The organism is Maribacter zhoushanensis (assembly GCF_029350975.1).
Classification (GTDB): Bacteria; Bacteroidota; Bacteroidia; order Flavobacteriales; family Flavobacteriaceae; genus Maribacter; species Maribacter zhoushanensis.
The window spans coordinates 100,918-113,355 of sequence record NZ_JARKMR010000002.1 but is presented as its reverse complement, the minus strand read 5'-3'; the positions used below and the strand labels follow the sequence as shown (position 1 = coordinate 113,355).

Annotated in this window: 12 protein-coding genes; 8 read left to right on the top strand and 4 right to left on the bottom strand. The window is 33.6% G+C overall.

The window, feature by feature from the left end:
- Window positions 1-83: 83 nt before the first annotated feature.
- The 4 genes from PXD56_RS06950 to PXD56_RS06935 all read left to right on the top strand — a co-directional run bounded on the left by PXD56_RS06950 (window position 84) and on the right by PXD56_RS06935 (window position 3,213).
- Complete coding sequence (locus PXD56_RS06950; protein WP_276492616.1) at window positions 84-794, top strand: ABC transporter ATP-binding protein; 711 nt, start codon at window positions 84-86, stop codon at window positions 792-794.
- A gap of 112 nt (window positions 795-906) precedes the next feature.
- Complete coding sequence (locus PXD56_RS06945) at window positions 907-2,256, top strand: DNA recombination protein RmuC (protein WP_276492615.1); 1,350 nt, start codon at window positions 907-909, stop codon at window positions 2,254-2,256.
- A gap of 28 nt (window positions 2,257-2,284) precedes the next feature.
- Complete coding sequence (locus PXD56_RS06940) at window positions 2,285-2,650, top strand: 6-phosphogluconate dehydrogenase (protein WP_276492614.1); 366 nt, start codon at window positions 2,285-2,287, stop codon at window positions 2,648-2,650.
- A gap of 17 nt (window positions 2,651-2,667) precedes the next feature.
- Window positions 2,668-3,213: an acyl-CoA thioesterase gene (locus PXD56_RS06935; protein ID WP_276492613.1), complete on the top strand. Its 546-nt coding sequence runs from the start codon at window positions 2,668-2,670 to the stop codon at window positions 3,211-3,213.
- Here the strand turns inward: PXD56_RS06935 and pgl are convergent.
- Window positions 3,194-3,919, bottom strand: coding sequence for a 6-phosphogluconolactonase (gene pgl / locus PXD56_RS06930; protein ID WP_276492612.1), 726 nt, complete (start codon window positions 3,917-3,919; stop codon window positions 3,194-3,196). The genes PXD56_RS06935 and pgl overlap by 20 nt on opposite strands.
- Before the next feature lie 33 nt (window positions 3,920-3,952).
- Entirely contained in the window at window positions 3,953-5,485 is a 1,533-nt protein-coding gene (gene zwf, locus PXD56_RS06925; RefSeq protein WP_276492611.1) for a glucose-6-phosphate dehydrogenase, read from the bottom strand.
- A gap of 184 nt (window positions 5,486-5,669) precedes the next feature.
- Between zwf and gndA the strand changes: the two genes are divergently transcribed.
- The 3 genes from gndA to PXD56_RS06910 are packed head-to-tail and all read left to right on the top strand — an operon-like array spanning window position 5,670 to window position 8,007.
- Window positions 5,670-7,070, top strand: a complete 1,401-nt coding sequence (gndA, locus tag PXD56_RS06920; protein ID WP_276492610.1) for an NADP-dependent phosphogluconate dehydrogenase — start codon at window positions 5,670-5,672, stop codon at window positions 7,068-7,070.
- 10 nt (window positions 7,071-7,080) lie between these two features.
- The gene (locus PXD56_RS06915) at window positions 7,081-7,620 is read left to right on the top strand and encodes a DUF3124 domain-containing protein (protein WP_276492609.1); all 540 of its coding nucleotides are present in this window, start codon (window positions 7,081-7,083) and stop codon (window positions 7,618-7,620) included.
- 48 nt (window positions 7,621-7,668) lie between these two features.
- Window positions 7,669-8,007, top strand: coding sequence for a GIY-YIG nuclease family protein (locus PXD56_RS06910; protein WP_276492608.1), 339 nt, complete (start codon window positions 7,669-7,671; stop codon window positions 8,005-8,007).
- Window positions 8,008-8,018: 11 nt separating this feature from the next.
- Here the strand turns inward: PXD56_RS06910 and PXD56_RS06905 are convergent, their stop codons facing one another.
- Window positions 8,019-9,239 (bottom strand): Pycsar system effector family protein, encoded by a 1,221-nt coding sequence (locus PXD56_RS06905; protein WP_276492607.1) that lies wholly within the window; start codon window positions 9,237-9,239, stop codon window positions 8,019-8,021.
- Between the two features lie 38 nt (window positions 9,240-9,277).
- On the bottom strand, window positions 9,278-10,555 hold the full coding sequence (locus tag PXD56_RS06900) for a hypothetical protein (protein ID WP_276492606.1): 1,278 nt from the start codon (window positions 10,553-10,555) through the stop codon (window positions 9,278-9,280).
- 219 nt (window positions 10,556-10,774) lie between these two features.
- Between PXD56_RS06900 and PXD56_RS06895 the strand changes: the two genes are divergently transcribed.
- Window positions 10,775-12,400, top strand: a complete 1,626-nt coding sequence (locus PXD56_RS06895; RefSeq protein WP_276492605.1) for a long-chain fatty acid--CoA ligase — start codon at window positions 10,775-10,777, stop codon at window positions 12,398-12,400.
- The last annotated feature ends 38 nt before the right edge of the window (window positions 12,401-12,438 follow it).

Here is a 12,438-nt window from a genome sequence, read left to right as displayed (position 1 = left end):
AAACTGACGTCATCACTAAAAACATAGCACATAGCACCCTTTCTATTAACAATTTATCCGTTGGGTATGATGATAAAATTGTTGTGTCTAATATTTCGTTTGAATTAAATAAAGGAGAACTTGCAGCTATTGTTGGTATTAACGGAATAGGAAAATCTACATTGTTAAGAACCTTAGGTAATTTTCAGCCAAAAATTTCTGGCGCAATAACAATTGAAGGAAAAGAATTATCTACCTATAGCGAATTACAAATAGCATCTAAAATTAGTGTTGTTCTTACAGAACCAATTGCATCTAAAAATTTATCTGTTTATGAGCTATTGGCTCTAGGCAGACAACCATACACAAATTGGCTAGGTAAATTAGCCGATAAAGATATTTCTATCATAAATAATAGTATTGACATTTTAGAATTGAAACCTTTCTTAGATAAAAAATGTTTTCAGTTGAGTGACGGTCAATTACAACGGGTACTTATTGCTAGAGCTTTAATTCAAGATACCGATATCATATTATTAGATGAACCAACCACTCACTTAGATTTGTACCACAAGGTTCAAATATTGAAACTACTGAAATCTATTGCGCACAAAACAAATAAAGTGATATTGTTCACTAGTCATGAAATTGAACTTGCAATTCAGCTATGTGATAAGATGCTTATTTTAGACGGAAAAGAGAATGCATTCAATGAGCCATGTAAATTAATCGAGAACAATAATTTTAACACCCTCTTCCCTACCGACACCATTTCTTTTGATGCCAACACTGGCTCTTTTAGAATAAATAAATAGATATTTCTACATTTATAAGATATTCAATTAAGTATGTTGATTAAAAACAGACCGGCTCATTTAAACTTTATTACCCAATCAAGTATCTTTACCAGATTACTCTAATTTAATAATGAACGAAATTTATATTTATTTGATCATTGCTATCCTTTGTCTTGCCATTGGATATTTTTTGGGTAACTATATTCAGCTTCTAAAAACAAAATCTCGTCAAAGCATTTTAGAAGAAAGAGAGCAGCAAATGCTAAATAACCTTTCTGTTTTTCAAGATCGATTAAAAGCGAGTGAGAATTATAAATCACAACTACAATTAGATAAAGAACAATTAGGCAATCAGATTGTTCGCTACCAGGCAGACTTAGAAAATTTACAGCAAAAGAATAGGGAACAGAAAGAAGAAGTAGAAAAACTTCAAGAGAAATTCACGAAGGAGTTTGAAAATCTTGCCAATAAAATATTAGAAGAAAAAAGTTTAAAATTTACCGAACGTAATGAGAAGAACATTAAAAATATTCTTACTCCGTTAAATGAAAAAATACTTCTTTTTGAAAAGAAAGTTGAAGAAAGTCAGAAAGAAAACATCAGTATTCATTCGGCTTTAAAAGAGCAATTACTAAACCTACAAACCCAAAATATAAAAATTACCCAAGAGGCCGAGAATTTGACAAAAGCCCTAAAAGGTGATAGTAAAATGCAGGGTAATTGGGGCGAGCTGGTTTTGGAGCGCGTATTAGAAAAATCAGGTTTAGAGAAAGATAGAGAATACACTGTTCAGCAAAGTTTTACTCGTGAAGATGGTAGCCGAGTGCTACCAGATGTTATCATAAACTTACCTGATGGTAAGAAAATGGTGGTAGATTCTAAAGTTTCATTGACCGATTACGAGCGGTATGTAAATGCCGAAGATGAACTAAGAGAGAAATTTTTAAAAGACCATATAAACTCCTTAAGAAGACACGTAAATCAATTATCTGCCAAGAAATATGAGGATTTATATGAAATGGAGAGTCCTGATTTTGTTCTGATGTTCGTTCCTATAGAACCTGCTTTTGCAATTGCTATTAATCAAGACAATACTTTATATAACAAAGCTTTTGAGCAAAATATTATTATTGTTACTCCTTCAACTCTTCTTGCTACCTTGCGGACCATTGATAGCATGTGGAATAATGAAAAGCAACAAAGAAATGCCATTGAAATTGCACGACAAGCTGGTGCACTTTATGACAAGTTTGAAGGCTTTGTAGGCGACCTCATGAAAGTAGGTAAAAAAATGGACGACGCTAAAGATGAATACCGTGGCGCAATGAACAAACTAGTTGAGGGTCGTGGAAATATTATCACCAGTATTGAAAAACTTAAAAAAATGGGTGCGAAAGCGAAAAAATCAATCCCTGAATCACTTATAAATAGAGCACTTGATGATGATGATTTTGAAGAAGAACCTAAATTAAAATTATAATACCAACCATTAAATATAAACTAAACACATGAAAAAAATAGTATCATTACTTTTATTAGGCGTTGTCGTTATTGGCGCGCTTTATTATGCCTTTATTTACTTTGTAACTTTTAGCGAAGGTGTAAGATCAGGAGAACTTATTAAAATAAGCCACAAGGGCGTAGTTGTAAAAACTTGGGAAGGTGAAATAAGCCAAGGAATTTCTGGTGCTCAAATATTCTCTTTCTCAGTTTTGGACAAAGACCAAGAAGTCATTGAAAAATTACAGGAGTATCAAGGTCAATACGTAAAAGTAAGTTATGTAGAACGCTACACAACTTTCTTTTGGTTGGGTGACACCAAATATTTTGTAACCGAGGTACATGCTGAAAAATCACCACATTTTAGAAACTAAAAAGAAACACAAGGACTATGGAAAAATTTAAAAGTGTAAGGGAGTCTAGAGTTTCTATAACTGAGTTGATGTTACCTTCCCATTCAAACTTTGGAGGAAAAGTGCATGGTGGCCACATTTTGAACCTTATGGATCAAATTGCTTTTGCATGTGCATCTAAACACTCTCAACAGTATTGCGTAACAGCATCGGTTAACCGTGTAAACTTTCTAAACCCTATTGAAGTTGGTGAACTAGTGACTTTAAAAGCAAGTATAAACTATACAGGTAGAACTTCTATGGTAGTTGGTGTTCGTGTTGAATCGGAGAATATTACATCTGGCACTAAAAAACACTGTAACTCGTCTTACTTTACCATGGTGGCTAAGGGAACAGATGGTAAAAATGTTCCCGTACCAGGTTTAATTATTTCTGACGACCAAGGTATTAGAAGATTTGCACGTAGCAAATACCGCAAATTAGAGGCTCAAGAAAGAGACACTAAATTTGAATCCAAAACCTTTAATTCAGAAGAATATATTAAAGAATTACAATCTGAAAATATTAAGATTGAAATGAAGTAAGAAGCTTTGCCGCGGCAGCATCTAAAAACCACACCAAGTCTTTTGTTTTAGGTGCTACGTGACTTGCAGGATATTCTAAATAGCCTTCTTCCCTATCCACTATAATTTTCACTTTTTCTGCCTTACTCTCACCAGTTACCAAGAAAGCAACAGTTTTGGCATTATTTATTATTCTACCCGTAAGCGAAACTCGTCTTTGACCGGATTCTGGATGTATAGCAACCTCACAATTATCTGGAGAAACCCAAAGATTAATTTCATGAGGAAAAATTGATGCCGTGTGACCATCATCTCCCATACCAAGTATCACTAAATCAAACTGAGGTAAACCTAATTCTTTTGGCAATTCTTTATCTAGCAACTCACCATAACGCTTAGCTTCAGTTTTTGGGTCATCTTCGCCTTTAATTCTATGAATATTCTCTTCTGGTATATCTACTTTAGAAATAAGGTGTTCTACTGTCATTTTATAGTTACTCTCATCATCGGTAGGTGCTACACATCTTTCATCGCCCCAGTATAAATGAATGTTCTTCCAATCTACATCACCAGAAAATTCCTTTGCAAGAACATCAAATACAATTTTAGGGGTACTACCGCCGGATAAGGCTATATGAAAAGCTTTTTGAGTACCTGATTTTTCAATTAAATACTTAGAAAACTCTTCTGCAACCTTTACTTTATTTTGATAAACTTTTAATTCCATTTTTACTTTTACTTTAATTGTAACGACTACTAATTAGCAAATAACACAATAGCCAGATTCATCTGCTAAGTTTTCACTAGGGTTTCTCCATTCCCCAACACCTTCAATAAGCTCATTGGCATTTTCTGGACCCCAAACACCGGCTGCATAACCGTACATTTTTACATCCTTACCACTATTCCAATATTCAAGAATTGGATCTACAAAAGCCCATGCCGCTTCAACTTCATCTGCTCTTGCATATAATGTAGCATCACCTTGCATTGCATCTAATAATAGACGCTCATAGGCTTCCATAACATTTGTTTCTGACAAACTAGAGTAATAGAAATCCATATTTGCACGTTCTACCTCAAATCCTTGTCCCGGTACTTTTACACCAAACTTAATTAGAATACCTTCATCTGGCTGAATTCGAATAACTAATTTGTTATCCTTATTATTAATTCCAGATTCCTTAAAAATTTGATGATGCGGAGTTTTAAAATGTATAACTACCTCTGTTACTTTTGTAGGCATACGTTTTGCCGTTCTCACGTAAAAAGGAACATCTGCCCAACGCCAGTTATCAACAAAAAATTTAACTGCCGCAAAGGTTTCTGTTGTTGAATTTTCATCAACCCCCTCTTCTTCTCTATATCCTTTTACTTCTTGCCCGTCAATTTTAGAAGATACATATTGTGCTCTAATTGTATTTTCAAAAAGTGTTTTCTCGTCATTCATAATCCTAAGCGACTTCAATGCTTTCAGCTTTTCATTACGAATTTCTTCTGCATCTGCACTTAAAGGCGGCTCCATTACAATCAAAGCAACTATCTGTAACAAATGACTCTGAAACATATCTCTCAATGCCCCAGATTTATCATAATATCCACCTCTTTTTTCAACACCAACACTTTCTGCATTGGTAATCTCTACATGATGAATATAATTTCTGTTCCAAAGTGGCTCAAAAATACTATTGGCAAAACGTGTTACCAATAAATTCTGAACTGTTTCTTTACCCAAATAATGATCTATTCTGAATATTTGACCTTCCTTAAAATAAGTATGTAAACCGTCATTTAATTCTTTGGCAGAATCTAAACTATAACCAAATGGCTTCTCAACAATCAACCTTCTCCAACCATTTTTTTCATTATTTAAACCTTGGTCAGATAAATTTTTTGCAATTGGCTGATATAGACTTGGCGGTGTAGATAAGTAGAACATATGGTTGCCGTCCGTACCGTATTTCTGATCTAAATCTGAAATACGTTTTTCTAAACGCTCATAAGATGTATCATAATCAGAACCTAAATCTTCGTAAAAAAGTTTATTTGCGAACTTTTCAATGAAATCATTATCAAACTCTTCTCGTTCTTTTTCTAAATATGGGCTTTCTAAAACTACCTTACTTCTAAATTGTAAATCGCCTAAATCACTCCTACTCACACCCAACACCACAAAATTATCAGGTAACTCATTTCCCTTATATAAATTGAATATAGCTGGTATAAGTTTTCTTGCCGTTAAATCTCCAGATGCCCCAAAAATTACGAGCATTTGATTTTCTGTCTTTTTCATTATAGGTTGATATTCTTTATTCTTCAAATATCTTAAAAACTAAGCCATTATCGGGCGTTATTAAGATACAATTTGGATTTAAAGTCAATATTTTAAATTATTTTTGATTCACATTATGTTACAAACAATAAATAATTAAAAATTGTAACATTATAATGTATTCTAATTATAAAACATTCAATTTATGTACGATTTTGGTTTAGTAGGTCTTGGAGTAATGGGACAAAATTTTATCCTTAATGTAGCCGATAACGGATTTTCTGCCTATGGATATGATTTAGATGACGAAAAAGTAGAGGCTTTAAAGACTTTAGGAGGAGATTTAGATAAAGTAAGTGCCTCTAGCAACATAAAAACGTTTGTAAAAAACCTTAAGCAACCACGTAAAATTATGCTTTTGGTTCCTGCAGGTAAAATTGTAGATGGCGTAATAGAATCCTTATTACCACATATTGATGAAGGAGATATAATTATTGATGGAGGAAACTCTTTCTTTACAGATACTGACAGAAGAGAAGCTTATTTACAAGAGAAAGATATCAACTTTTTTGGCGCAGGTGTTTCTGGTGGCGCTAAAGGTGCACGTAAAGGACCTAGTATTATGCCGGGTGGATCAAAATCTGCCTACGAACATATTAAACCAATTTTTGAAGCTGTATCGGCTAAATATAATGGCGAACCTTGTGTAGCATATTTAGGTCCAAAATCTGCCGGAAACTACGTAAAAATGGTTCATAACGGTATAGAATATGGATTAATGCAATTAACTTCTGAAATCTATGATGTTCTTAAAAAAGGAGGAGATTATGATAATGATGAATTACACAGCACTTTTGCAAAATGGAATTCAGGAAGGTTACAATCTTTCTTAGTTGAAATAACTTCTGCAATTTTTGAACAAGAAGATGAATTGGTAAAAGGGAGATTAGTTGATCAAATCTTAGATAAGGCAAAGCAAAAAGGTACCGGTAAATGGACAAGTCAAAATGCGATGGATTTAGGTATTCCTGTTCCTTCTATAGATGTTGCCGTGAGTATGCGTGAACTTTCTGCACTAAAAGACGAAAGAATTAAAGCCGATGCTCTTTATGATAGACCAACGGTAGCCCATATGGACAAAGAGAAGCTAGAAGCATTAACGGAAAAGGCTTTGTACTTCTCATTTATAATCACATACTCTCAAGGTTTACATCAATTAGCAGATGCCTCTAGGGAATATGGTTACGACTTAGACATTTCTGAAATTGCTAAAATATGGAGAGCAGGCTGTATTATACGCGCTGGCTTATTAGCAGATATCACAGAAGCATTTAAGGCTGAACCAACACTACCTAATTTGTTACTTTCATCAAATTTTGTAGATAAAGTAAAAGAAACTGTTGACGCAGCAAGAGAGCTGGTAGCTTTTGGTGCAAAGAATGGAATTCCGTTACCTGGTTTATCCAATTCACTTACTTATTTTGATGCCTATACTTCTAGCAAATTACCTTTGAACCTTATTCAAGCGCAAAGAGATTACTTTGGTTCTCATACGTATGAGCGTTTAGACCGTGAAGGTATTTTTCATACAGAATGGGAAGATTAAACAATATCAATTGAGAAAATTAAATATATCTTTTAGTAGCATTTGCCTTATAGCTGTTTTTGCCACTACAATATTATCTTGTAAGCAAACATCTAAAGAAGAAATTCCTGTAGAAATACTTGATAACCATACTTTAGACAGAACGGCAAATGCTACTTTAAACGATACTCTTACCAGAGAGGTATATGTTCCTATATACTCTGACATCTATAATCAGACAAGAGATTCAAGAACTCTACTTACCGCTACTTTAAGCATTAGAAATACCAGCTTAAAAGACAGTTTATTCGTTAGTAAAATTGATTATTACAATACGGAAGGTGATTTGGTCAGGAGCTACATAGACTCCCCTATTTACCTTACCCCAATGGAATCTATTGATTATGTTATTGAACAACAAGATACCTCTGGTGGTAGTGGTGCTAATTTCTTAATTGACTGGTACTCCAAAAAACAATTAAAACCGTTATTTCAAGCAGTGATGGTAGGTGGCTTAGGTGCGCAAGCTTTTTCTTTTACCACAGAAGGAATTGAGATTACTGAAGAATAGCCTAAATCAATAAAAATATATTAAAGTCTATTTTTCATACTACTTCATATGTATTTTATTTACGTTATTGAATTATCTAAAAAAGTGTTTTCCGAGAACAGAAAATTTCGGGAAGCTAATCCACAATTCAACGGAGTATTAGAATGTCTTTATGTTGGTATGACCAGCAAGACTCCAAAGGAACGTTTTGACCAGCATAAGAACGGCACATTAAGTAAAAAAGGACATAAACTTTCTTCTACAATTGTACAGAAATACGGTTTGTATTTACGTGGCAGTCTCTTTAATCATATAGACCCTATTAAATCAAGAACAGACGCTTTAAAAATGGAGGAGCAATTAGCACTTGAACTTAGACGCAAAAAATATGCGGTCTGGTTTAATTAATGACTAATTGATTATTTCGGTACAGGCGTTACAGCATCTAAAAGTTCATCTTCCATACCATAGTATTTTAATGCAAAGCCAAACGCAATAACCGATAATATTACACCTATAATAAATACAGTATACGTCCAGCGTAACAATCTATACTTCTCTTGCAATACTTTACCCAGATAGTATAAATCCATACTTAAAGAGTCATAGATAGATTCTTTACTTTTTATAATATCTCTTAATTTGGATTTAAAGTCACCCAACTCCATAGCATGAAAATTTCCAAAGAATAAGAAATTGGTATCCTTCTTCTTAATATCTTCTTCTACCACATTTGTATTATCCACTTTTGGTCTTGTTGCCAGTACCGACATAATCATGGAAGCTATACTAAAAAGAACAAAAATTACCGTTGGATAAATAAGATATGAATTAGATGGTGTATCTAGTTTTGGTATTAGATTTGCTAACAATAACGAAATAATAATTGCATTGACCGACAATAGAATATTTGCTTTGGTATCAGCTATATCACTCAATTTAATATGATTTCTAAGTTCTATACGGTATAAAGATTGAATTGCCCGCTGCGGACTCTCATCTTTTAATTTAGCTTTTAGTATTTCTTTCTTTTCTGTTTTTTCAGCTTTCTGTAATCTAGATATTAACGATAAAATATTTTCTTCTTTCTGTTCCTGCCAATTTTCTTTGGCAAAGTCAGTATAATATCTATGCTCTATTCTAAGTTTTTCAAGATAGTTTAGCCTCCATGTATCTAAATCAGGATTGGTTCCATTGAAATTTTCTAACTCTAACCGCAATAACTGAAGCATTTCTTCAAAATCTTCTGATGCATAAAACCATGTACAAACATCTTTCACAATGGCTTCAGCTTCATTTTTAGGTTTATCATTTTTCCATGCGCGCTCTATTAATTGAACCACAAAAGTAATTTCATTCTGTGGACAACTATTTTCTTGTAAAAAGTTAGTAGCCAAATACACACTCTCTTGAACATGATTATCATAATCTATTGAAAATCCAGCATGAAGAAACCACGTAGCTAATAACACGCTATCCGGATCAATATTTTCATTTGCTGAAGATTCTAGTATCTTATTTGCTTTTTTTACAGTTTTACTGGCATAACTTTGACTATGAAATAGAAAGTTTTTGTTCATCTGTTCCGATAACAAATTCTTTATATATTTTTCAGCTTTTGTTACTGTAATTTCAGTCATAATTTCAAGTTTATTGATTATAAAATGCTATGCGTAGACTAATCTATCACACAATTAAAACATGCCATTTGCGCTTTGGTCATTTTCACATCTTCAGACCCTTTTAAAGCTTTGGTCAATTTTTCACTTTTAACCAATTCTTGCTGATACAGCTTTGCATAGTTTACTAGATTATTTCTTCTGCTTTTGATTTTGCTGATGAGCTCTCTTCCATCCAGTTCAAATATATCTTCAGGCCAAACGGAGAAAGATGATTCAATAGCTTCATCAGTTAACAATTGTTGTAATTTCTTCGCTTCTTGTTCAAATACAGATGGCGGAATATCTCGCATAAAATAAACATCAAATAGAGAAATGAGACCTGATAAAAAATCAATTTCTTTTTCAAATGATTGCACTTCTGGAAGAAATTTATTGTTAGAAATTATAGTAGGCAAAACACCTTCTAAATTAAAAAAAGCATTATCTCTATCACATGGTAATGGAATTGCATTTATAGAATCGCCAATATTCTCAATTGCCCAGCCCCATTGTTTGGCATGACGGTCCCAATCACCTATTAACAAATCAAATAAACGTGCCTTAACCAGAGACTTTTCATCTATACTAACCCTGCTAGCATTGTTTATTTTCAGTTCTTGCAGATTATCAGTGTCCACTAATGAATCTACATTTTTAAGTCCTAACCAGTTTGCATTACCCTTTGTTTCATACTCCAAAAGAAATAGTCTATTTCCGTATTTGTTATTATAACTAGATAACTGTTCATGTTTTGGCACGTATACGACCTTTGGCCTGGTGTTAAGGATTTTTGCTTTCTCAGAAAGTTTTGCTACCACTAATGCCGCATAAGGATGTTGAGCAGAAATACCGTCGACAATTATATTTTCTATACCCAATGTCTTAGCCACTTTTGGCACTAAAGGCGAAGGATCTTTAGAAACACTACGTAAAGTCATTAAAGTACCATCACCTCTCTGAACTTTTAAAGAATGTGTCTGTTTTCCGCCACCTTCTTCCAACACCTTTAAATCATCATCAATATCACTTAAGTATAAAATAGGAACTTTTACAGGTGTAGACCATGCTTTTCTATATTGCTCTCCCTGCATTACATTTTTTAAACTATTACCCTCATAAAGAGTACTTGCAGCAACCAATACCGAATCATACGCTTTAAAATCTATTTTCTCTACATCAGAAAGTCCAATAATCTCACAGGTATCAAAAGTTTTATCCGTGCTAGATAATGACCAATACGTCAACCCTAAAAACACCAACATTAATAAAATCACTACTAATAGTACTCTTTTCAATCTCTAATAATTTATTTTTCAACTAAGCAAGTTTACTGATAAACACTAGTCTTGAATTATCTAATAAAATTATTTTTTAATCTTAAAAAAGTATACATCACATTATCAACTAACTATAATTAATTCACATTTTATAATGTTAAAATTGTGATGATTTCTCATTTTAAATTCATTAAATTTAATGGTCAAACAATTATTATAACTTAAAAGTGTGTTTTTATGAATGGATTAATAATGGATTACCCACTAACCACAACTACCATATTAAATTATGCAAGAAGTGCTTTTCCTGATAAAAAACTAATCTCTTACTTACCAGATGGTAGTAGGCATGAATATAATTACGGTCAACTATACAAAAGATGTTGTCAATTGGCGAATGCCTTAAGAAACAAGCTTGGTATTACCAAAGGCGATATGGTTGGCACTTTTGCATGGAACCATTATCAGCATGTAGAACTATATTATGGAATACCTGGTATTGGAGCGGTATGCCACACTATAAATATTAGATTATCATCTCAACAGACAGAATTTATAATTAACCATTCTGAGGATAAGGTCATTTTTGTAGATGCCACCCTGGTTCCTCTATTGGAAAAAATTGCACCAAAATTAGAGACCGTAGAAAAGTATATTATTATTAACGCACCCAAAGGTTTCACTACCTCCTTACCAAATACAATACATTATGAAGACTTAATAGGAGAGCAATTAGAAACTATTGAATGGCCTGAGCTAAATGAGAACGATGCAAGTGGTATGTGCTATACCAGTGGAACTACAGGTATGCCCAAAGGTGTATTATACTCACACAGATCTACGTATTTGCACGCTATGACCATTCTCACCCCTAATGCAGGTAATTATAGCAATAAAGACATTGTTTTACTCATTGTACCACAGTTTCATGTTATGGCTTGGGGTTTTCCATACATGTGCCTTTTAACTGGTTCAGATATGGTAATGCCTTCTTTACACCTGAGACCAGATGCTATTATTAGAATTCTGGAAAGCGAGAATATAAATAAGGCTAACGGGGTACCTTCTATTTGGAGAGGTGTTTATGAGGAAATGAAACAAAATCCGCCAAAGAAAAAATTAGCTTTAGAAGAATATTTAGTTGGCGGTTCTGCATTATCTGCAAGTCTTATAGAAAATTTTGAAAAGGATTTTGGTATAAAAGGTGTTCAAGCTTGGGGTATGACAGAAACATCTCCACTTGGCACAGCCAGTAGGCTTCAGAAAAAACACGAAAGCCTTAGTAACAAGGAGCAAATTAAAATACGTGCCAAGCAGGGAATAGAGTTTCCAGGCATAGAAATGCGTATTGTCGGCGATGATGGAAAGGTTGCTCCACGTGATGGCAAAACCATGGGAGAATTACAGGTAAAAGGGGCTTGGGTAATAAAGTCTTATTTCAAGACCAATAGTCGTGATAACTTTACAAAAGACAGTTGGTTTAGAACTGGTGACGTGAGTACTATTGATGAAAATGGATACATGGAAATCACTGATCGAACTAAAGACTTAATTAAAAGTGGCGGTGAATGGATTTCTAGTGTTGCTTTGGAATTGGCATTAATGTCACACCCAAAAATTAGAGAGGCTGCGGTAATTGCCATACCTGATAAAAAATGGTCAGAAAGACCTTTGGCTACATTGGTCTTGGCCGATAGCAATAATCATGTTTCTGTTGAAGAATTGAAAGAATACTTAAGTAAAGATTTTGCCAACTATCAAATTCCAGAAAATTATAAGTTCATTGAGGAAGTGCCAAAAACAAGTGTTGGTAAATTTGACAAGAAAGAAATAAGAAGATTATTCGCAGAAGGGAAACTTTAAAATAATCAAAGTCTCCCTCCTACTTATAACTTAAGTCC

Excerpts from the sequence above, each read along its gene's own strand:
- PXD56_RS06945 (WP_276492615.1), top strand. The coding sequence starts at position 907 with ATGAACGAAATTTATATTTATTTGATCATTGCTATCCTTTGTCTTGCC.
- PXD56_RS06905 (WP_276492607.1), bottom strand. The coding sequence starts at position 9,239 with ATGACTGAAATTACAGTAACAAAAGCTGAAAAATATATAAAGAATTTG.
- gndA (WP_276492610.1), top strand. The coding sequence starts at position 5,670 with ATGTACGATTTTGGTTTAGTAGGTCTTGGAGTAATGGGACAAAATTTT.
- pgl (WP_276492612.1), bottom strand. The coding sequence starts at position 3,919 with ATGGAATTAAAAGTTTATCAAAATAAAGTAAAGGTTGCAGAAGAGTTT.
- zwf (WP_276492611.1), bottom strand. The coding sequence starts at position 5,485 with ATGAAAAAGACAGAAAATCAAATGCTCGTAATTTTTGGGGCATCTGGA.
- PXD56_RS06935 (WP_276492613.1), top strand. The coding sequence starts at position 2,668 with ATGGAAAAATTTAAAAGTGTAAGGGAGTCTAGAGTTTCTATAACTGAG.
- PXD56_RS06895 (WP_276492605.1), top strand. The coding sequence starts at position 10,775 with ATGAATGGATTAATAATGGATTACCCACTAACCACAACTACCATATTA.
- PXD56_RS06940 (WP_276492614.1), top strand. The coding sequence starts at position 2,285 with ATGAAAAAAATAGTATCATTACTTTTATTAGGCGTTGTCGTTATTGGC.
- PXD56_RS06910 (WP_276492608.1), top strand. The coding sequence starts at position 7,669 with ATGTATTTTATTTACGTTATTGAATTATCTAAAAAAGTGTTTTCCGAG.